This is a genomic window from uncultured Clostridium sp., from assembly GCF_963527835.1.
Classification (GTDB): Bacteria; Bacillota; Clostridia; order Clostridiales; family Clostridiaceae; genus Clostridium.
This window is the reverse complement of sequence record NZ_CAURTC010000050.1, coordinates 1-21,902: the sequence shown is the minus strand read 5'-3', so window position 1 is coordinate 21,902 and position 21,902 is coordinate 1. Positions and strand designations below refer to the sequence as shown.

The following is a 21,902-nucleotide window of genomic DNA, read 5'->3' as shown; positions in this document are numbered from 1 at the left end:
ATTACGGACTTTCACCGATTAGTACGTGCCCATGCTGGGCACACAATAAAAAAACCACATAGTGTTACTATGTGGTTGCCTACAATACTAAATACTCTACTTCCACACAGATTATCTATGTGAATTATTCTGAGAATAATAAATAGCTCTAACCATCATAGATACAAACTTAAGCTTATACTTTAGCTCGCATCTATAATAAAAAATTATTAATACAAGCTCTATCTATAATAGTTACAGTAATATGCGTTATTTAATTTTAATAATATAAATCTAGTACATATCATAACAATTACTCTCCATCTTTACAATTTTCTTAATTTTATCATCTAAATTACAAAAATGTCAATAATAAAGATGCTTTTAATTCCTTTAAATATTCTCTTTATGTGTGTTTATGTGGTATAATAACGAAATGAATATTCAATGAAATGAGGGAAATTTATTGATAACTGTATCAAATGTTAGTCTTAGATTTGGTGGACGTAAACTTTTTGAAGACGTAAACCTTAAATTTACAGCAGGAAATTGTTATGGAGTTATTGGAGCAAATGGTGCTGGAAAAAGTACATTTCTTAAAATATTATCAGGTGAAATTGAACCTAATACTGGTGAAGTTATAATTGCTCCAAATACAAGAATGTCAGTATTAAAACAAGAACATTATAAATATGATGATTTTCAAGTTTTAGAAACTGTAATAATGGGTAATGAAAGACTTTACCAAATCATGAAAGAAAAAGATGAAATATATGCAAAACCTGATTTTTCTGATGAAGATGGAATTAAAGCTTCTGAATTAGAAGGTGAATTTGCAGAACTTAATGGTTGGGAAGCAGAATCTGAAGCTTCTTCATTATTACAAGGTCTAGGAATTGGAACTGAATATCATTTTAAAAATGTATCAGAATTAACTGGTGGAGAAAAAGTTAAAGTTCTTTTAGCTCAAGCTTTGTTCGGTAATCCTGGTATCCTAATCTTAGACGAACCTACTAACGGTCTTGATTTAAAGGCTGTAAATTGGTTAGAAAACTTCTTAGGAAACTTTGATGGAACTGTTATAGTTGTATCGCATGATAGACATTTCCTAAACTCAGTTTGTACTCAAATGGCTGATGTTGACTTTGGAAAGATTAAGATTTATGTTGGTAACTATGATTTCTGGTATGAATCAAGCCAATTAGCTCTTCAAATGTCAAAAGATCAAAATAAGAAAAAAGAAGAAAAGATTAAAGAATTACAAGACTTTATCGCAAGATTTAGTGCTAATGCTTCTAAATCTAAGCAAGCTACTTCAAGAAAGAAATTATTAGATAAAATTACTTTAGATGATATTCAACCTTCAAGTAGAAAATATCCTTTCGTAGGATTTAAGCCTGAAAGAGAAGTTGGTAATGATATATTAACTGTTAAAGATCTTTCAAAAACTATTGATGGCGTTAAAGTTTTAGATAATATAAATTTCATGGTTAATAAAGGTGATAAAATCGCCCTTGTTGGTAATGAAATTGCTGTAAGTACATTATTTAAAATATTAGCTGGCGAAATGGAACCAGATAATGGTGAATTCAAATGGGGCATAACTATAACTAGTTCTTACTTCCCAAATGATAACTCAGAATACTTTGATGGTTGTAACCTTTCTTTAGTAGATTGGCTTAGACAATATTCAGAAGAAAAATCTGAAAGTTATATTAGAGGATTCTTAGGAAGAATGTTATTCTCTGGAGAAGAAGCTTTAAAAGAAGCTAATGTATTATCTGGAGGAGAAAAGGTTAGATGTATGTTATCTAAAATGATGCTTTCAAATGGAAATGTATTAATGTTAGATCAACCTACTAACCATTTAGACCTTGAATCAATTACTGCGGTAAATAACGGATTAAGAGATTACAACAGTAACATACTATTTGCTTCTCATGACCATCAATTCGTTGAAACTATAGCAAATAGGATTATAGATATTAAAGATGACGGATCTATTATTGATAGAACTATGTCTTTTGATGAATACTTAGAATTCGCTGCAACTAGTAAATAATAAAACTAAAAGGCTATTCCAATTAAGGAATAGCCTTTATTTTAATATAATATTTATATTTTAATCTACGTGCTCAAGCATTGGAATTTGCTTTTAATAACTCTGTCCAAGATATTTATATTACAATCTCAACACATTTTTAAAGCAATTACTTATATAACAAATCTTCTATAACTTCATATACGTAATTCACTTCATTATTAGCATGTTCTTTAACCTTGTCTTCTGAATCATTAAACGTATAACTATTATGAGTTATATTAAACATTGAAACATCATTGAATGAATCCCCAACAACATAAAGATTATCTTTTGATATATCTTCTACTTTCAATATTCTCTTAAGTGCATTTCCCTTTGAACATCCTTTTGGTACTATATCAACAAAAAATTGGTTTCTGTATGCTTCTACATGTTCACCATATTTCTCTATTATTTCATCTTTTATTTGTTCTGCTTTACCTTGGTCTTTATCTACAGGTGATAAGCTTATTATTTTATAATTATCTTTTGATGACATAGCTTCTTGAATATCTATTTTCTTTGTGAAAAGATCCATCATATCCCCAATTTGATATTTATCAAGATTAGGATTGTCTATAAAAATAGAATTCTTATAATTATCTAAATAAACTAAGGTTTTATTATTATAATAATCATTTATTATCTTATTTGAAATTTCATTAGATATCCATTCATCAAACACCATTTCATGTGCTCTATTCATAATTAAACTTCCATTACAAAGTAATAAATAATCATATTCTATATCATACTTCTCTATTAAAGGTATCACCAGGTCATAACTTCTGCCTGTTGACACAATTAATTTATGTCCATGTTCTTTAAGCTTATTAATTAACGTTAAATCCTTATCATTTTTTAACTCATTTCCCACTACTAAAGTTCCATCTAAATCACTTGCTAAAAGCTTCATATATACCCCACTTTCAATTCTCAACTAAATTTTTTTCTAGTTTTATATTGGAATTAATTTTATATTATATACTTTTTAAATCGTTTTAATAAACTAAAAACTTAATTTATTATCTAACATTTTTTCAATTTATCTTAAAGTATCTAAATAAAATCATATAAAAATAGACTCTACAAAATATATTTTATACTAAATAACATAATTAAAACAATTAAATTACCTAATATCAATATATCTATAGAGTCTAAAATACTTGATGTTTAAATATGTGTTCATATATGCAATAGGTAAAGTGACATTGTAATTGGACTGTGAGAATAGTTAATGAGTATTGTCATATATTTATTGCTTGTCACAATTTTACATTGGGAACAAGCTAAAATAGGACTATACTCATTTTAGTATTCCTAAGTTCAATTACTTAGTCCACTTTATTTATGCATATATGAACACTTTACTAAACCATGTCATATTTAAACGAATCTATTATTATTTTTTCTTATATTTTATATGTAATAATTCATGAGCTAGTCCTTTTCCTGGTTTGCCCATATAAGTTTCATACATCTTTAATAATGATGCATTTTCATGAGACTTTCTCTTAGATAGTCCCTTATCTTGGTTATATAAAACTGATGCTCTTACAGTTCTAATATTAACCTTACTTCTATCTTTTGAATTTACGTGAGGTTGTCCGCCACCATTTACGCATCCACCAGAACAGGACATTACTTCAATGAAGTGATATTGTTTTTCTTCCATTCTTCCGCTCTTAACAAAATCAAATACATTTGCTGAACCATTAATAACAGCCACATTATATTCTTGTCCACCTAGTGTAACTGTAGCTTCTTTTATTCCATCTAAACCTCTTACTTGTTCATACTCTATTTCTTCTAGTGATTTATTTTCTATGAAGTCTTTTGCGCTTCTTAAAGCTGCTTCCATAACACCACCAGTAGCTCCAAATATAGCTCCTGCACCAGTGTATTCTCCCATTGAAGGATCGGCTTCACTATCTTCTAAGCTAGCAAAATTTATTTTTGCATTTTTAATCATTTTTGCTAATTCTCTAGTTGTAATTACAGCATCTATATTTCTTAAGCCGTTGTTTTCCATTTCTTCTCTATCAGCTTCAAATTTCTTTGATGTACAAGGCATTATTGTCACTGTAAATACATCTTTAGGATCTAATCCTTCTATTTCAGGATAATAAGTTTTACTTGCAGCACCAAAAATTTGTTGAGGTGACTTTGCACTAGATAAATTATCTATAAACTCTGGGAAGTAATTTTCAACTTCTCTTACCCATGATGGACAACAAGATGTAAACATAGGGAATGGACCACCTTCATTTACTCTACTAATAAGTTCTGTGGCTTCTTCCATTATTGTCATATCAGCACCAAAGTTAATATCAAATATCTTATTGAATCCTAACATTCTTAAAGCTGTATATATTTTTCCTGTTACATCAACACCATATCCCATTTTAAATGCTTCACCCATGGCAGCTCTAACTGATGGAGCCATTGCAACTATTACATGTTTGCTTGGATCTTCTAAAGCATTTTGCACTCTTTCAGTATGAGATTTTTCTGATAATGCATCTACTGGACATGCTGCTATACATTGACCACATAATAAACAATTTGTGTCATCAAAACACTTACCTTCAATAGTTGATACTTTCTTATCACCATTGTCATCAATAATTTTTATAGAATTTGTAGCCGTTTTTTCGCTACAAGCAGCTTCACATCTTCCGCAAAGTACACATTTACTTCTATCTATAACAATTGACCTACTTCTGTCATCTACATATTCTGATTTATCTTTAACTATGAATGGCTTATTTGCTCTGGCCTTAGTTTTTATTACTAATTTTAAAAATTCACAGTCTTCTCTTCTTTTACAAGGACCACATTTAAATTCATGCTTGTCTAACATTTCAGCTACTCTTAATTTAATAGCTTCTTGCACCTTTTCTGAATCAGTTCTTATAACCATTTTATCTTCAACTAATGTTTCACAAGACAATGCTAATTCTTTTTGTCCTTCTATTTCAATAGCACACACTCCACATTTCCCTGTATTGCTACAATCATTTAAATAGCATAAGGTTGGTATCTCTATATTATTCTCTAATGCGACTTCTAAAATAGTTCTACCCTCTTCTTTTACAGAAACCTCTTTTTCATTTATTAATATATATGCCACTAAATGAACCTCCCCGTCTTTAGTATACTTTTTTATTTAACTATATTTTCAATGTACAATTATATTCTAAAGCACATTTTTTATCAACGTTACAATTTTAACATAATTGCTCATTAAAAATAAGTATTAATTAATAGTTTTTATTGTATAAATAATGTATTAATACAGATATCTTATATAATATGAAATATCTGTATTCAGCTAAGTTGAATATTTATATTTCAAACAAAAAAACTATCCTAAAAAAACTTTTAGGATAGGCTACCTATTGTATATGTGATTCATGCTTATTTGAATTAAGACTAATTTTTTCTATGCTTCTTTATTAATTAAACCATTAAAAATAAATTCTAATGTCTTATTAATAATATCTTCTAAACTAACCTTTTCTATGTTTATCAACTCATATATTGCTGCTGAACATAATGTTCCAAAAAATTCATAGGCCATTACTTCACTATCGCCTTTTCTAATACACCCTTCTTCCATCCCCATTTGTATATACATTTCTATTTCTTTTATATGACTTTTTACCTTTTCTCTTAAAATAAATTGTCTTTCTTCATCTCCCCATAATTGACTCATTACAACTCTAAAAAAGCTCTTATGTTCATAAAGAAATGTTAATTGTATTTTGCAGATTTGTTTTAATTTTTCAATTGCATCATCATTTAATTTATTTACTGCTGCAATTTCATCATTAAGTAACTTAAGTCCGTTATCAACTATAAAGTTGAATATTTCTTCTTTGCTATTAAAATTATAATATAGTGTTCCTTTAGCAAGCCCCGCAGTGGTTGCTATTTCATCCATTGTTGCTCCCCTATACCCTGATTTTGAAAAGACTTCTATTGAAGAATTAAAAATCAATTTTTTTGTTTTATTCACACCAATCCCTCATTTTCATAAACTGATAATAATTATATTATACCACTAAAATTTTACTATTTATTACTTTTTACTTTCATTTTTTTGATATTTAAAATATATATGTTAGAATCAGTATATAATATATAAATATATTTTTAAATTAATGAAAAGAGGAATTTATGATTAAAGTATATAACAGAATTACTAACGAATATGAAGAAGAAAACGTGGCAGGTAAAAAGTTCATTAAGTGGACCTACGAAACACCCGTTGGAAAAAGCATAACAGAATTAATTGCTAAAAGAAAGATTTTTTCAAAATTTTATGGTAAATTTTGTGATACAAGACGCAGTACAAAAAAAATACCTGACTTTGTTAAAAACTTTAATATTGATATGAATATTGCAGAAAAAAATATTTCTGAATTTAATTCATTTAATGACTTTTTTGTTAGAAATTTAATACCTACTTCAAGACCAATAGATACTAATGAAGATATTTTAATTTCTCCAGGAGATGGGAGAATTACTATTTATGATAATATAGACTTAGATAATATTGTACAAATAAAAGGGTTAACTTATAGTTTAAGAGAACTAATAAAAAATGATGAAATGGCAGAAAATTACAAAAACGGTATTTGCATAATCTTAAGATTATGTCCTACTGATTATCATAGATTTCACTTTGTAGACTCTGGTATACCTTGTGAAATACATAAAATCAAAGGTCATTACTATTCTGTAAATCCTATAGCTCTTAATTCAATCCCAAAATTATTTTGTGAAAACAAAAGAGAGTGGTGCATATTTAAATCAGAAAATTTTGGTGATATCTTGACTGTAGAAGTAGGTGCTACTTGTGTTGGATCAATAATTCAAACATATGAGCCTAACAAAAAAGTAACAAAAGGTGCTGAAAAAGGGTACTTTAAATTTGGTGGATCTACAACTATACTATTCTTAGAAAAAGATAAAGTAAAAATAGATTCTGATATTTTAGAGCAATCAAAACAAGGATATGAATGTAAAGTCTTATTTGGAGAAACAATTGGAACTAAGATCTCTAAATAATAAATTTATATTTTAAAGGACTTAGTCACTATGTATTTATAGTAACCAAGTCCTTTTTATTTATTAATTACTTTTTTTAATTCATTCTTAAATTTATTCATATCTTTATCTAATATAATTAAACTTATTCCCATCATTTCTGCTCTTTCTTTAATGCATCTTTTACATGGCTCTTTAGTTGCAACTAATATTTTCTTTGCATTTTTTCCACCTAATCTTTTACTGTATACATCTAATTCATTTAATGCATTTTCATCATATTTAGCACTATCTTTACATGATATACATATTAAAACATCATCTTTTACTGCTAATACATCAAATTCATTTTTAACTTTACTTTGATTATTATTCCACACAAACATAACTCCACTTTTAACATCATCAATTTCTTCAATTTCTCTAACGACCATATTAGTTAATACTTCAAGCCAAGTTCCGCTTTTAAATATAAATCCCTTTAAATAGTCTTTTTGAAAATAAACCTCTATGTTATTTTTATTTCTTTTATATTTTATTGCATCAATTTTTTCTAAATAGTTTAGACAAGAATTTAATATTCTCTTTTCATCCTCCCCATATAAATCAGATATATTGACAATGACTTTATTACCTTGGGAATAATCATGAATAAATAAGTGATTATCATAGAGGCGTTGCTTATACTTATACCAGAGCTCCAAGTTCTTATAAATTTTTTTTGTTATATTAATTACATCAGAATATCTACTTATTTTACTAGAATCTAATAAGATATCAGCACCAGTTATTTTAAGTATGTCGTCTAGATATATGTCTTTAAATTCTTCTGACTTATTTTTAATATAATTTCCTAATTCATATATTCTCTTATTTAAAATATCTATATAAACAGCATTAAACTTCTTTATTAAAGCTTGATTTAATAAAATTAATGAATTTATTCTTTTTCCACCAGTTACATTTATAATAGTTTTTTCTATATCTAATTTATTTAATAAGTTATCTATTTCCTTTATATTACCTTCACCTATAACATAACTCTCTATATAAATGTTAGGAAAAATTTCTTTATGATATTTTTTTAACTTCTCATATAATTCGCTATTTTCTTCATTCTTCAAGTAAATTACTTTAAAAGGCCTAAATTTATCAGTAGCTAATAAATTGCCTTCATTATGCTCATCTAATAAATTAATCAAAATATCTTCTCTCATAATAATTGCCACCTTTACTTTGTAACTATTGTTTATTAAATATCTAACATACTTAGTTTTTTCACTTCTATAATTAATAGATAATACCTTCAATACTACTGAATATTACTTTCTAAATTAAGTTTATTAAAAACTCCACATTAAATTTAAAAATATATTTATATAATTTATTATTAGCATTTATTATTACGTTTATTTATACAACAAAAAAAGACTTAACTAAAAAAATAGCTAAGTCTTTTGGCAGAGCGTGAAGGAATCGAACCCTCAATGTACCGTCCGTAGCGGTAAGTTATATCCGTTTAACTAACGCTCCATATTAGATTAAAAATAACTTTACTTCAATAAATATATTATCATAAGCCACCATAATAAGCAAGTTTATAAAATAAATACTTAAGATTATTTTTCCATAATATTAAGTATTTATTTTAATAAATGCCATTTTTATAAGTAAATATCTGAGAATTCTATTTCTAACATTTCAATGTTAGTTTTTGCATTAATTATATGATTATCTTCATTATTCTCTCTTAATTTTATTATTGGAAGTTTTATTATAAATTCACTACCTCTATCTTCCTGACTATTTAATAATATTTTACCACTGTGTGCTTTAGTTAAGCTTTCTACTAATGCCAATCCAATTCCACTTCCTGATTGTTCTATTTTTTTATGATTAGATGATTGCATAAATCTATTGAAAATTTTATTTTGTTCTTTTATCGGAATTCCCATTCCTTCATCTTTTACTGATATATTTAATTCATTATTTCTTTTCCATAAGTTAATATATACATTTCCATTATTATAAGAAAACTTTATAGCATTAGATAAAAGATTCATAATTATTCTATCTATTGCCTCTGGATCTATTCCCATAATACATTTTTCAACATTGGTATCAAATATTAATGATATATTCTTTTGTTTTGCATATTTATCTATTGATGAAACAGTATTTTCTATTAATTTAACAATATCTAGATTTCTTCTTTCAATTTTATAATAATTTTTATCTAATCTTGTTGTATCTATAAGATTATCTATAAGTTTTAACATCCTATAACTATTTCTCTTTATACTAGTCATATATTTACTCATATTATCACTGCCAGCTATGTAACCTGATTCATAAAATTGAAGTATGCTTAAAATTACATTTAATGGCGATCTTAAATCATGAGAAACATTTAAAAGGAGATTTTCTTGTAAATTCTTATAATTATTTATATTCATGTATTTATCTATTAATTCTTCTTTTGTTAATTTAGAAAGTTCTAATCTATTTAACTCCCTATTATCTTCTATAAAATCATTTATAATTTTCTTCGCTACACCCATTTACAGCTTCTCCTTATAATCAATATCTTTTTCCATTTTTTTGAATTTCATACTTTTATATTATCACATACTAAAAATAGTAACAACCATTTTTTAACATTTTTTATTTTACCTTAACAGTCTAAATAACCTAAAATTATAAAAAATTATTCATATTGGTGCATATTATTTTATAATTTTATGTAATTTATTTGTAAAATATTCAATAATTTTATTATTTCGAGTAAAATTTTATATAACTATTGACCGCACTAATAATTTAATGATATATTTGTACTTGTAATACACACATATGTATTCCATATATGAACATTAATTATACAAGGGGGATTTATAATTGAAGAATTTATCACTAATTAAAAGAATATTTACATTTTTAATTTTAGGAATAATACTCGGTTTAACATGTAGAAGTTTAAATATAATCTTCCCAATAAGAATATTAGCCACTTTTAGTGCTTTATTTGGAAATTTTTTATCATTTGTCATTCCGTTAATAATAATAGCCTTTATAGTTCCTGGAATAGCTTCACTTGGGAAAAATTCAGGGAAAGTACTTATAGGAACTACTATACTAGCTTACATATCAACTATTATTTCTGGTATTATTGCTTATTTTGTAGGAATATCGTTTCTTCCTAAAATAATAAAAGCAGCTACATTGGTAGCAACTGAAACAATTAAAGCAGAACCATATTTCACAATTGAGATACCACCTATGCTTAACATAATGTCTGCTTTAATATTTGCATTTGTTTTTGGTATAGGACTTTCAAAAATAACTAACAGTTCATTATTAAGAGGATTTCAAGAATTTAGTTCAATAGTTTCAATGATTATTTCTAAAATTCTTATTCCACTTGTTCCACTTTACATCGCAGCAATATTTGCTAAATTAAGCTTAAGTGGTGAAATATTTACTACCATAAAATCTTTCGCTACTATTTATTTAATATTGTTTATATTACAATTTGCTTATTTATTATGCCAATATTCTATAGCTGGTGGACTTAAGAAAGAAAATCCATTTAAGTTATTAAAAAATATGATTCCTGCATATCTTACTGCTGTAGGAACTCAATCATCTGCTGCTACTATTCCAGTTACATTGAGTTGTACTAAAGAAAATAATGTATCTGAAGAGGTTGCTGATTTAGTTATTCCTCTATGCGCTACAATACATTTAGCAGGAGATACTATAACTTTAGTATTAACTTCAATGGGTGTAATGCTAATGAGAGGACAAACGCCTACTTTAGTTACTATGATTCCATTTATATTAATGCTTGGAGTAACAATGGTAGCTGCACCTGGAGTTCCTGGTGGTGGAGTTATGGCGGCTCTTGGATTATTAGAATCTATGCTTGGATTTGGAAACATAGAGAAACCTATAATGATCGCATTACATGCAGCACAAGATAGCTTTGGTACTGCAACTAATATTACTGGTGATGGTGCCTTATCTTTAATAGTAGATTACTTTGTAAACAAGAATAAAGCAAAATAAATATAAATTAAAAGGATATATCATTAAGTTTGAATCACCTAATGATATATCCTTTATTACATTCCGTCTTTATTTAATTTAATTTTTATCATTCCATCTTTTATATACTTAAGTATAAATATTACATATACTAATGTACCAACTATGAACATAGTATCTAACTTTATATTTGGAAAAATAGTTTGTAATATAATTTGAAATATAAATGGTAATGTGCATGCATATAAACTTAATGAATATAGTATGCTATATTTCATAAATACTTTCATAATTATTAATGAAAATGATGCAAATGCAGTTACAAATAAACAATTTATTAGTGTATTAATAAATGTAACTAATATCGTATACAAAATTACGATAGCTACAATAATTTTTAATACATATGATAATTCTCCAAATAAAATACTATTATCTAATTCAGAATCTCCAATTAATTCTTTGTAATGTGCTTGTTGTTTATGCACTCCTGTTTCTAATGATATTCCGTCTTTTAAAAACAATATGTTGTTATCATTATGAACTGTTATATCTCTTAAATCGTTTATTTCATTCAAACTTTTATTTTCATCAATATATATCAGACTAGATGTTCCCTCTATCTTTAATGGTGAATTTTCTGTATGTAATACTCCATCTACTATATTAAATTTATATTCACCTTTTTGTAGTATTGTACTTAAATTACTTAATTCCCTATCTATCTTATATCCAATAGTTATTCCCCTTATTCCTCCCAAAATAGTGCTCATTAATAATACATATAATATAGCTTTCCATATTCCGTATTTAGGATATGTCATTAATGCTTTTAAATTGTAAATACAATTAATAAATTTCTTAAAAAAATTATCTGTTTTATTCATCATTTCCTCCAATATCCTTTTTTAGATAAGAACGTCACTAATAAATATATTAACATATACTTCCTATTTTATAAAATATAAATGTTTATTATTATGCATTTAGGCTAATAATAAAAATATATATTTTGTTTTTGGATAAAAATAGGAGGTATGTTTTGAAATTAAATAAAAATATTCATATAAATAAATCTATTGTATATATCTTATTATTTACACTAATTACATTAACTACACTATTTCAGGGTTATCAATATAAAAAATTAGTTAATAATTTTAAGGTAAACTTTGATGGTAACAAATTCTCTCATGCTAATAACATTTTATTAACACAAGAAAATTTTAATCCTTTTAAAAACTTAATTCTAAAGAGAGATTTAAAAAAATATTTTTCAGATAATATAACAACATTGAAACAAGATTTAGAAACTTCTAAATTAAATGAAGAAGAAATTTTAATAAAAGCTAATGAAATAAATAGATACGGTTTTAATTCAAATGAAGTGATAGCATTAGTTAATTCTGCCTCTAGTCTTCAAGATTCAATCAATAACTATTCTAATGGAATAGAACATTTTAATAACAAAGAATATTATGAAGCTGTAACTAATTTTTCAAATCTATCTCCATTGGATTTAAATTATAATGAATCATTAATTTACTTAAGAGAATCTACAAATGAGATTAAAGATGAATTATTTTCTAAATGTGATGAATTATGCTCTAACGACTATTATAGTCAGGCATTAAATCAAATATCTAGTATTCCTTCTGTTTTAAATGATGATGAAGATATAAAAACAAAAATTGCTGAAATTAAATCTAGTAAACAGCAATATTTAGATAAAATTGCTGATTCAAAAACAGTATCCGATTATTATATAAATAATATTTCTTCACAAAACATAAATACATTAAATTTAGTTAGTAATACCCCTTATTTGATTTTTATAGATATAAATAATCAAAAAACCTACGTTTATAAAGGTAAAGCAAATAAGTGGGATTTAGATAAATCCTTTTCTTGTTCTACAGGAATAGATTCAGAACCAACTCCTTGTGGTGCCTTTTCTATTAAAGAAAAAGGTGAATGGTTCTTCTCGGATAAGTTTAAACAAGGTGGAAAGTATTGGACTCAAATTGATGGTGATATATTATTTCACTCAGTTCCATATGCTGAAGATAAAACTACAGTAGTAGATACTACTTTAAACAAAAAATCCTCACACGGATGCATAAGATTAGCATTAAGCGATGCTAAATGGATATATGATAACATCCCAAGAGATACTAAAATCATAATTAAATAGCTAATTATCCCCCCAATAAATATAGAAAAGTAAGTGTCTTAAATATAATTTATCCATACATTTAAGGCACTCACTTATTTTTTATTTAATAAAATTAATACTTTTATAATAATTTCTATATTAAAATCTCTTTCTCTAAATAGAATGAATATAGATATCTCTTATCAACTTTCTTTCCCGTCATTTTAAATATTGCTTCACTATAATATAATAATTGGCTTTTATATTTTTCTTTAAATTCTTCTTCATTTTCTACATAATCTGTTTTGTAATCTAACAAGATTATTTCATCATCACATTTAAAGAAACAATCTATTATACCTTGTACTCTTATTTTTTCATTAGCATACTTTTGTGGTAAAGATTCATCTAATTCTAAACTGCTTATCTCAGTATAGAACGGAACTTCTCTATAAACTTTTTCACCATTATTATATATTTTTAGCATTTTCTTTCCTAAATTGCCTTTAAAGAACTTCAATATCTTATATGGATTAATTGAGTTATATTCTTCTTGTAATATAAACTCTTCATCATATAATTTATTTAACTGTTCTTTTATTTCTTCTAATGTTCCAACTTTACTAAAATCTATTTTTTTCATTGCAAAATGAATTGCGGTTCCTCTTTCTGCTGCTGATATTCCTTTTTCTTCTTGAAGAAATTTAGGAGTAATTACATCTTTCTTTTTATTATCCTCTTCATCTAAATCAAATATATCAAGAGTATCAATATTATCGTCCATATTTCTTCTTTTTAAATCAGATACAGATATATTACTTGTAAGCTTAGTTGATTCTTTAAATTCATACTCATAACCTAATCTTCTATAAACTTCACTTTTAACTTTTTTATTTACATCTTTATCTAAAATTGAAATTTTAACATCTTCTTCTTCTTGATTTTCATCTAGTTCATCATACACATCTAATTCATGTTTATTCCATATGCTAATTTTCCACCTTGATAAATCATCTTTACACATTTCACTAGAAAATCCTAATTTCCTTCTAAGTATCTCACCATCTTTATGCTTACATAAAACCATACCAATCCAGTCTAAATACGATTTTCCTTTTGATATCTCATACGGCAATACAACATCCTTATCTAAAACTGCTGAGTTAATCCACTTTTCAATAGATTTTTCTGCATTTCTTACTGCCCCTGTTATAATTAATTTTTCTTTAGCTCTTGTAAAAGCAACATATAATACTCTCATTTCTTCAGATAATGTTTCTAATTTCATTCTTTTTTTAATTGCTTCTTTAGGTAAAGTTGTAATACTAGTTCTATTTTCTAAGTTAATATATTCAGGACCTAATCCTAATTCCTCATGATAAAGTATCTTATTATTTAAATCCATTAAGTTAAAGTTCTTACCACATCCAGCTAAAAATACAACTGGAAATTCTAAGCCCTTACTTTTATGAATACTCATAATTCTAACAACATCTTCATTTTCACCTAAAATTTTGGCACTTCCCATATCACCTGATGATTTGGTTAATTTATTTATGAAATTAATAAAATTAAATAGTCCTTTAAAACTAGTATCTGAAAACTGCCTTGCTCTTTGAAATAATATCTTTAAATTTGCTTGTCTTAGGACTCCATTTGGCATAGCTCCCACATATCCGTAATATGCAGTATCCATATATAAATGCCAGATAAACTCATCTATAGGCATATATATTGATTTTCTTCTCCATTTATCAATACTAACTAATATATATTCACATTTTTCTTGAAGCTCTTTTGAAATTAATTTTTCAGTAGTAATTTTAATTATATTTTCATAAAAATACTTTTCTTTATCTATAAGTCTAATATCACTAAGTTCTTCTGCACTTAATCCTATAATAGGAGAACTTAATAATGAAAGCATAGGCACATCTTGCATAGGATTGTCTATTACTTTTAATAATGACATAATAGTTCTTATTTCAATTGATTCAAAATATCCTGAACCGGTATCTGCATAGACAGGTATTCCTGCTAATCCTAATTCATCTAATAGCACTTCTGACCAGTTCTTGGTCGCTCTTAATAGAATTACTATGTCCTTATATTTTAAGTCCCTATATTCGCCTGTGTCTTTATCAAGCACTTTAAACTTACTTCCATCTTTTTTAGAAATTAGTTCATTAATTCTCTTTACTATAATTCTAGCTTCTAAATTTATGTCACCTATTTCTTCTTCTTCAGCCTGTACTTTAGGCTCATCACTTTCCTCTTTATTATCACTTCTATCTAGAATATGAACCTCAATCGGACCACCAACTATATCATCATCATTTTGATTTTTGGGATAACTTGCACCTAAATTTAAAGCTTCAACATCAGTATATTCTAACTCCCCTACAGTCTTAGACATAACTGATTTAAATATATAATTAACACCATTTATAACTTCTTCTCTACTTCTAAAGTTTTTATAAAGTTGAATTTTTCTATTAATTCCTTTATCCAATGAATAGATATTATATTTATCAATAAACAATTCCGGTTTTGCTTGCCTAAATTTATATATACTTTGTTTTACGTCACCAACCATAAATACATTAGGAATATCAGAGTTTTTTCTTGATACTAATTCTATTATTGCTTCTTGAACATTATTAGAATCTTGGTATTCATCTACAAGTACTTCTTCAAAATAATCTTTAAACTTTTGTGCTATTGTTGATGGTATTATTTCATGCTTCTCATTTTCTTCAATTAAAATCTTTAAACATAAATGTTCTAAATCATTAAAATCTAATATATTCTTTTCTTTTTTCTTAGCATTAAATTTATCTATAAATTCTGAAGTAAGCTCTGTTAATTGATTTATATATTGATAAGATTTTTTTATATTATCAAGCATTTTATCTGGAGCCGCTATAAAAGTTCCTTCAATCAATGCTGATATTTTCTTTTTAACTTGATCTCTAATTTGCTTAACTAAGTTTTGTATATTTTCATCACTTACAGTGTTCTTCTTAATAGTCTTTAATCTATTAAAAGTTATTAAATTCAATGAATCATATAAGTCATTTAAATTAGATTCAACATTATTATAAGCATTTACTATTAAATCTAACTCACTGCTAAATCCCTCAAAATAAGGTTCCAATCCATCAGTTTCATTTATTAATTCAATAGCCTTTTGCATCATCTTTATATATCCATCTAGTTCTATTTTTATACTTTCTTTTAATACACTTACCCACTTAGTTTCATCTAATTCCTGTAAGGTTTTTATATCAAAATCCTCTGAAGCATCCTTTAGCCATTTTTTAGGCCATGGTCCTGCCATTGTAAAATTATATAAACTTAAAACTAATTCTTTCAATGCATTATCGCTTTTATAACTACTAAATGCCTCAATAAATTTTACAAATTCCTGATCTTCTTCATCATACTTATCATCAAATAATTCATCTATTATTTCCATCTTTAAAAGTATACCTTCTGTCTGGTCACATATTCTAAAAGATGGATCTAAGTCTATCTTATGAAAATTATTTTTTATTACACCTAAACAAAAAGAATGAATAGTCATAATGTTAGACCTATTTAGTAAAGTCAATTGCTTTTGAAGATTCTTAGATGTTGGATCTTCATCTAGTTTTTTTGATATTGCACTAGCTATTCTTTCTCTCATCTCTGCTGCTGCTGCACTTGTAAATGTAACAACTAAAAGTTTATCAATATCTATAGGATTTTCTTCATTTGTAATTATTTTTATAATTCTTTCTACCAATACGGCTGTTTTCCCAGAACCTGCTGCTGCTGCAACTAATAAATTACAATCTCTTGTTGTAATAGCATTTAGCTGTTCCTCAGTCCATTTTGTTCCACTCATAAATTAATATCTCCTATCTAAATAGCTAATTTTCTTTTCCATCATCATTTAATTCATCCATTATGTTATTCCAAATTTCATCCTTTGATTTTTTCATTATAATTTTATATTTATTATCTTCTATGCTGCTATCAAATTGGCATATAGATGAATAATCGCAAAACTCACAATAACTACCATCAGAATCCTTTGTTGGCTGTATCTTTATATCTCCACATAGCATATCTTCACATAAATCAATCATTTTCTTATTTACATACTCTCTAAGCAAGTTAAATTGTTCTTCAGTTACTACTTCGCTACCAGCTTTAAAATCGCCGTCCTTCTTCAATGCAGCTGGAATAACTAATGAATATCCGTCTGTTTCAATACCTCTATCCATAGCTTTAACCACTTTAGCATCTTTTAATATTAATCCATTCATCTTTAAACTACTTAAAACTTCTTTTTCTAATTCTTCAGTAGTTATGTCACCTTTAGTTTTTATTATAGGGTCATCAACTCTAAAATATAATACAGCTCCAGGTAAAGCTTGCTTTTTTAATATATACTCAGAGTTTTTTAGTAGTGCATCTAAATAAACCAATAACTGCATTTGAAGCCCATAATAAAACTCATTTAAATCAAAATGTTTATTTCCTGTTTTATAATCTACAATTCTTAAATACGTGCTTCCTTCTAAATCTAAAGTATCTATTCTATCAATTCTTCCATTTAAATATACTTTTTCATTAGATGGTAAATCTAACACGATAGCTTCTCCGTCATTATAACTTCCAAAAGAAAATTCATTATTAAATACCTCGAATTCTCCTCTTCTCATTTGCTCTGATATAACAGATACAGATTTAGATATAACTCTTTTAAATCTCTTTGAAAAATACTTATATTTATTAGTGCTATTTAATATAGATCCGCTATCTTCTTTTAACTTAGTATCGATTAATTCAGACACTATATTTTTGCACTTTAGCATATCAAGATCTGACCATGCAATTTTTTCTTTTTTTACTTTATTCGTAAATAAATCTAAAATACCATGTACAAATGATCCTAAATCAGGAGGTGTAAATTCATATACCTTACGATTTTTAGCCTTTAATCCATATTGAATAAAATATGAAAATGGACATTCCGCATACTTTTCCAATCTAGATACACTAAACGATAATTTTCCTAAATCATTTTTATAAAGAGAAAGCAACTTATTTCTAGACACTTTTTCCCCTGTATTAGAATATCTAAGCCCTTTAAATGTATTTTCTATCTTCCATTTAAAATCTTCATTTTCTTTAAACCAATTATATACCTCTCCCCAATACTCCTCATCTATATCTTCATCTTCTAGTTCTCTTCTTAGTGCAAATATTAATTCATTAAAAGTTGGAATTGGAGAAATAACTTTATTTAAATGATCACTTCTTTTAGTTAAATCATATAAAGAACTTTCCTCAACTAAATTAGGCAATATTTTTTTTATTCTAGATATAATTATAGATGGTCTTAAAGATTTACCTTCAAAGTCTGCCATAGGATATGATAGCATTAAATATTCACTAGCGATTGTTAATGCTGTATACACCACAAACTGCTCCTCAAAAGCTTTGCTTCTACCATCAGCTGCTAATACTACTCCAAACTCTTTAAGCTCAATTCTATCTCTATCTGATAGAATTCCCTCATCTTTATGTGCTGCTGGCAATATCCCATCATTAATTCCAACTATATATAATGCCTTTACTTTCCTACCTTTTATTCTAGCTATATCCCCAACATTAACTTGATCTAAAGCTACTGGTATAACTCCTATTTCTTCATTTTCAAAACCAGAATTTAATATTTTAAAAAATTCAAAAGTATCGATAACTTCAGATCCCATAACCTCTACAGCTTGATCTAATATATCTATTACTATAGATTCAACTTGTTTATACTCTTTTACCTTATCTTCTAGCTTTAATTCTTCAAATTTAATAATCCACTCATCTATTCTTTCAAAAGCTTTAATCTCTAATAAGAATTCATATAGAGCTTTACATATATCTATAACCTTATTTTTACCTTCTATTAATTTATGAAATGATATAAGAGAATTTCTTACATCTTCCATCACATCAAATATAGTAAGTTCTTCTTCAGTTGCCCCATTTTCTATACTTATATTTTTAAGTTTTTTAATTTCTTCTTCATTCCATTTATAACTCTTTATTCCATGCTCTAGTACAAAGTTTTCTAACCTATCAATATCATAAGTATTAAATCCTGTTAATCCACTCTTTAAGTATTTAAATACACTTTCATATGACCAATTTTTTAATAAAACTTCAAATGCAGAAGTTATTAAAACAATTAATGGATTATTTAATAATTTTATTTTTTTGTCCATAAAAAATGGTATTTCATAATCATTAAAAATAACAGAAATTATCTTATTATAATCTTCTATATTTCTGCACACTACAGATATATCCCTAAACCTATAATTTCTATCTCTAACTAACCTAATTATGTCCTGAGCTACTTTTTCAATCTCATCATAGGTATTATTTGCTTTGTATAATCTTACATCCTTATTTTTTCCCTTATAAGATTTAAATGGATATGTTATACAATACTTCTCTATGTGAGCTAACTCTTCACTATTTTTAAATCTATATGGTAATTTAGAATTTAAATTAATAGGATTTAAATAACCTATATTATTTTCTTCCATTAACTTTAACAACCTATTCTCTGTATTTTCAATACTACTAAATACATTAGTTATATCTTCAACATCACTATTTTCTACTTTATCCATACAAAGAGTTATGTTAACTACTGATGTCTTAGAAAGTATCCTTATAATCTCTAATTGTTGAGGAGTAAATGTTGTAAATTCATCTATCCAAATCTCACTATTTGCATAAATGTTATTAGCTAACAACTTTTTAGCTAACAAGGTAAGCTCATCATCAATATCTATATAAGAGCTGTGCATTTTTACATTAAACTCCTCATATATTAAAGATAATTCTCTTATTTTTTCAATCAACTCACTATCATCTATCTTATCTGTTAAATCTCTTAAAGCATCTATATCTATATTATATTTTTTAAATTCAGTAATTAATTCAGATATTATATCATTAAATCCTTGTTCTCTGGACATTTTTTTAAAATAACTTAAATCATCCATCTTTTCATTTAATACCTTATTAATTAACATGTGCTTACCAGTATCTTTTATAATCTGCTTTACTCTTCCACCACATTCTTCAAATATATTTTGACACATAGTTCTAAAGCTCAATACATGAGTATTTAAAAATGCTCTTTCACCAATATTATTCAAAACCTTATTTTCAGTAGTAAAAGTATACTGCTCTGGAACTAATAATATTATTTTCTTTTCTTTATCTGAATCTATTAACTTCTTTATCTCATTTATACAAAATAAACTCTTTCCACTACCTGCTCTTCCATAAATAAACCTTATACTCATAATTACTCCTATATTTTTATTTAATAATTTATAAGCTCTCTTTTTTTAGAATGCCCATAATTATTATGTCAGTATACTCTCCATCCATATAATATATTGCTTTTCTTATTTTCTCTTCAATAAACCCACACTTCTTATAACATTTTATAGCTCTTAGATTTTCAGAAACAACCTCTAACTGTATTCTCTTTGCATTTAAATCATCAAACAAATACTTAATTAATGTTTTTATAGAGTCCTCACCATATCCCCTGTTCCAATATTTTTTTCCTATAGTGATACCTATTGAATAAACATTTTTGCAATAATCGCTCTGCTTATAAGTCATAAATCCAACTAAAACATCTTTTTTATTAATTATGCTTACAGCTTTTCTTTTGCATATACTCAAATTATTAAATCCTTCGTTAATTTGTATTTTTTTACCCATTTCTAATATTTTATTATTATATTTTTTTACCTCATAATCGTTAGCTAAATCATATAATCTATTAATATCACTAACTTGCATTAATCTCAAATAAATTTTTTCCCCTTTAAGCATAATTCACCCTCTTAAGAATTACTTATATTGTTATTATACTATTTACAATAAAAATGCTGCACTATATTTGCAAATATTACTATCTGATTAAAAAACATTTAGTTTTAGTTAAATGTTGATATGTATTCTTAAGTTTTATCACATAATTAAACTCAAGAATACGTATTAAAAAGAGCTGACTTTGAAATCAATTTTTTAATGCATTTTAACTTAATTTTATAAAGCTAATTAATTTTATATAACAAAAAAACACCTAGTAAAAATACTAGGTGTTTTGGCGGAGAATCCGGGATTTGAACCCGGGCGCCAGTTGCCCGACCTACGCCCTTAGCAGGGGCGCCTCTTCAGCCACTTGAGTAATTCTCCATGTGCCTTCTAAATTAATTTTTATATAAAATTAATGGCGGAGAGATAGGGATTCGAACCCTAGGTACGCTCACACGCACGCCGGTTTTCAAGACCGGTGCCTTAAACCAACTCGACCATCTCTCCACAACTTACAAAGTTTATTATAACAACTAATATTTAATATGTCAATATAATTAAAAAAAATTTAGTTATAATTTTTAATCAAGTATAATTATATCTAATATAATTTAATGTTTTTAGCAATCGAGTAGGAGCTAAATAATTATTTTATTTAGCGTCCTCTCACACCACCGT

At 26.4% G+C, this 21,902-nt stretch carries 13 protein-coding genes and 3 tRNA genes; 4 read left to right on the top strand and 12 right to left on the bottom strand.

Annotated elements, in window-relative coordinates:
- Nucleotides 1-445: 445 nt before the first annotated feature.
- A complete protein-coding gene (locus RYM86_RS16880; RefSeq protein WP_315081946.1) occupies nt 446-2,041 on the top strand; it encodes an ATP-binding cassette domain-containing protein in 1,596 nt (531 codons plus the stop codon).
- Between the two features lie 148 nt (nt 2,042-2,189).
- Here the strand turns inward: RYM86_RS16880 and RYM86_RS16875 are convergent, their stop codons facing one another.
- The 3 genes from RYM86_RS16875 to RYM86_RS16865 form a co-directional block, all read right to left on the bottom strand.
- A complete protein-coding gene (locus RYM86_RS16875) occupies nt 2,190-2,978 on the bottom strand; it encodes a Cof-type HAD-IIB family hydrolase (protein WP_315081944.1) in 789 nt (262 codons plus the stop codon).
- A gap of 489 nt (nt 2,979-3,467) precedes the next feature.
- Nucleotides 3,468-5,198 (bottom strand): ferredoxin hydrogenase, encoded by a 1,731-nt coding sequence (locus RYM86_RS16870; RefSeq protein ID WP_315081942.1) that lies wholly within the window; start codon nt 5,196-5,198, stop codon nt 3,468-3,470.
- Nucleotides 5,199-5,510: 312 nt separating this feature from the next.
- On the bottom strand, nt 5,511-6,086 hold the full coding sequence (locus RYM86_RS16865; RefSeq protein WP_315081941.1) for a TetR/AcrR family transcriptional regulator: 576 nt from the start codon (nt 6,084-6,086) through the stop codon (nt 5,511-5,513).
- Between the two features lie 161 nt (nt 6,087-6,247).
- On the opposite strand from RYM86_RS16865, the gene RYM86_RS16860 reads away from it, so the two are divergent.
- A complete protein-coding gene (locus RYM86_RS16860; protein WP_315081940.1) occupies nt 6,248-7,141 on the top strand; it encodes a phosphatidylserine decarboxylase in 894 nt (297 codons plus the stop codon).
- A 56-nt stretch (nt 7,142-7,197) separates the two neighbouring features.
- On the opposite strand, the gene RYM86_RS16855 is transcribed toward RYM86_RS16860, so the two are convergent.
- From RYM86_RS16855 to RYM86_RS16845, 3 genes are all read right to left on the bottom strand, one after another.
- The gene (locus tag RYM86_RS16855; RefSeq protein WP_315081938.1) at nt 7,198-8,337 is read right to left on the bottom strand and encodes a Card1-like endonuclease domain-containing protein; all 1,140 of its coding nucleotides are present in this window, start codon (nt 8,335-8,337) and stop codon (nt 7,198-7,200) included.
- A gap of 241 nt (nt 8,338-8,578) precedes the next feature.
- Nucleotides 8,579-8,653, bottom strand: a tRNA-Arg gene (locus tag RYM86_RS16850).
- Between the two features lie 131 nt (nt 8,654-8,784).
- Nucleotides 8,785-9,681 carry a HAMP domain-containing sensor histidine kinase gene (locus tag RYM86_RS16845; protein WP_315081936.1) on the bottom strand — a complete coding sequence of 299 codons (897 nt, stop codon included), beginning with the start codon at nt 9,679-9,681 and terminating at the stop codon, nt 8,785-8,787.
- A gap of 337 nt (nt 9,682-10,018) precedes the next feature.
- On the opposite strand from RYM86_RS16845, the gene RYM86_RS16840 reads away from it, so the two are divergent.
- Nucleotides 10,019-11,188, top strand: a complete 1,170-nt coding sequence (locus tag RYM86_RS16840; RefSeq protein ID WP_315081934.1) for a dicarboxylate/amino acid:cation symporter — start codon at nt 10,019-10,021, stop codon at nt 11,186-11,188.
- Nucleotides 11,189-11,244: 56 nt separating this feature from the next.
- On the opposite strand, the gene RYM86_RS16835 is transcribed toward RYM86_RS16840, so the two are convergent.
- A complete protein-coding gene (locus RYM86_RS16835) occupies nt 11,245-12,054 on the bottom strand; it encodes a DUF1189 domain-containing protein (RefSeq protein WP_315081932.1) in 810 nt (269 codons plus the stop codon).
- Between the two features lie 155 nt (nt 12,055-12,209).
- Between RYM86_RS16835 and RYM86_RS16830 the strand changes: the two genes are divergently transcribed.
- Nucleotides 12,210-13,361 (top strand): L,D-transpeptidase, encoded by a 1,152-nt coding sequence (locus RYM86_RS16830; protein WP_315081930.1) that lies wholly within the window; start codon nt 12,210-12,212, stop codon nt 13,359-13,361.
- 115 nt (nt 13,362-13,476) lie between these two features.
- Here the strand turns inward: RYM86_RS16830 and addA are convergent, their stop codons facing one another.
- From addA to RYM86_RS16805, 5 genes are all read right to left on the bottom strand, one after another.
- A complete protein-coding gene (gene addA / locus RYM86_RS16825) occupies nt 13,477-17,211 on the bottom strand; it encodes a helicase-exonuclease AddAB subunit AddA (RefSeq protein WP_315081929.1) in 3,735 nt (1,244 codons plus the stop codon).
- A gap of 25 nt (nt 17,212-17,236) precedes the next feature.
- Nucleotides 17,237-20,695, bottom strand: a complete 3,459-nt coding sequence (gene addB, locus RYM86_RS16820) for a helicase-exonuclease AddAB subunit AddB (protein WP_315081928.1) — start codon at nt 20,693-20,695, stop codon at nt 17,237-17,239.
- A gap of 28 nt (nt 20,696-20,723) precedes the next feature.
- Nucleotides 20,724-21,239: a GNAT family protein gene (locus RYM86_RS16815; protein ID WP_315081927.1), complete on the bottom strand. Its 516-nt coding sequence runs from the start codon at nt 21,237-21,239 to the stop codon at nt 20,724-20,726.
- A 275-nt stretch (nt 21,240-21,514) separates the two neighbouring features.
- Nucleotides 21,515-21,605: transfer RNA gene (locus RYM86_RS16810), tRNA-Ser, on the bottom strand.
- Between the two features lie 35 nt (nt 21,606-21,640).
- A tRNA-Ser gene (locus RYM86_RS16805) sits at nt 21,641-21,731 on the bottom strand.
- Nucleotides 21,732-21,902: the final 171 nt, after the last annotated feature.

What these genes read in the sequence shown, in the direction of transcription:
- RYM86_RS16860 (WP_315081940.1), top strand. Translation starts at nt 6,248, where the DNA reads ATGATTAAAGTATATAACAGAATTACTAACGAATATGAAGAAGAAAAC.
- RYM86_RS16835 (WP_315081932.1), bottom strand. Translation starts at nt 12,054, where the DNA reads ATGAATAAAACAGATAATTTTTTTAAGAAATTTATTAATTGTATTTAC.
- RYM86_RS16845 (WP_315081936.1), bottom strand. Translation starts at nt 9,681, where the DNA reads ATGGGTGTAGCGAAGAAAATTATAAATGATTTTATAGAAGATAATAGG.
- RYM86_RS16815 (WP_315081927.1), bottom strand. Translation starts at nt 21,239, where the DNA reads ATGCTTAAAGGGGAAAAAATTTATTTGAGATTAATGCAAGTTAGTGAT.
- RYM86_RS16875 (WP_315081944.1), bottom strand. Translation starts at nt 2,978, where the DNA reads ATGAAGCTTTTAGCAAGTGATTTAGATGGAACTTTAGTAGTGGGAAAT.
- addA (WP_315081929.1), bottom strand. Translation starts at nt 17,211, where the DNA reads ATGAGTGGAACAAAATGGACTGAGGAACAGCTAAATGCTATTACAACA.
- RYM86_RS16855 (WP_315081938.1), bottom strand. Translation starts at nt 8,337, where the DNA reads ATGAGAGAAGATATTTTGATTAATTTATTAGATGAGCATAATGAAGGC.
- addB (WP_315081928.1), bottom strand. Translation starts at nt 20,695, where the DNA reads ATGAGTATAAGGTTTATTTATGGAAGAGCAGGTAGTGGAAAGAGTTTA.